Annotated in this window: 1 protein-coding gene; it reads left to right on the top strand. The window is 75.4% G+C overall.

From position 1 onward, the window contains the following. A partial coding sequence (locus KUM32_RS37125) for a class I tRNA ligase family protein (RefSeq protein ID WP_217146265.1) occupies window positions 1-528 on the top strand: 528 nt, incomplete at its 5' end. Window positions 529-566 lie beyond the last annotated feature (38 nt).

Genomic DNA, 566 nt, shown 5'->3' with positions numbered 1-566 from the left:
CACCTGGGCATGGGCTTCGACGTGCAGGGCGGCGGGTCCGACCTGGCGTTCCCGCACCACGAGATGGGCGCCTCGCACGCCCAGGTGCTGACCGGCGAGCACCCCTTCGCCAAGGCGTACGTACACGCCGGCATGGTCGCCCTCAACGGCGCGAAGATGTCCAAGTCCAAGGGCAACCTGGTCTTCGTCTCGCAGCTCCGGCGCGACGGCGTGGACCCCGCCGCGATCCGGCTGGCGCTGCTCGCGCACCACTACCGCGCCGACTGGGAGTGGACGGACGGCGTGCTGACCGAGGCGCGGGAGCGGCTGGACCGCTGGCGCGCCGCCGTCTCCCGCCCGGACGGCCCGCCGGCCGACGACCTGGTCGACGAGGTGCGCGCTGCCCTGGCCAACGACCTCGACGCGCCGACCGCCCTCGCGGCGGTGGACCGTTGGGCCGAGCGCCAGGCCACCGCGGGCGGCACGGACGAGGGCGCGCCCGGCGTGGTGTCGCGCGCCGTGGACGCGCTCCTGGGCGTGGCGCTGTAGCGACTGCCGCCACGGCGACGTACGAGGAGGGTGGGTTG

It is taken from the genome of Streptomyces sp. AC627_RSS907, assembly GCF_019049165.1.
Note: the sequence above shows the minus strand (reverse complement) of the source record. Positions and strands in the feature narration are given on the sequence as shown.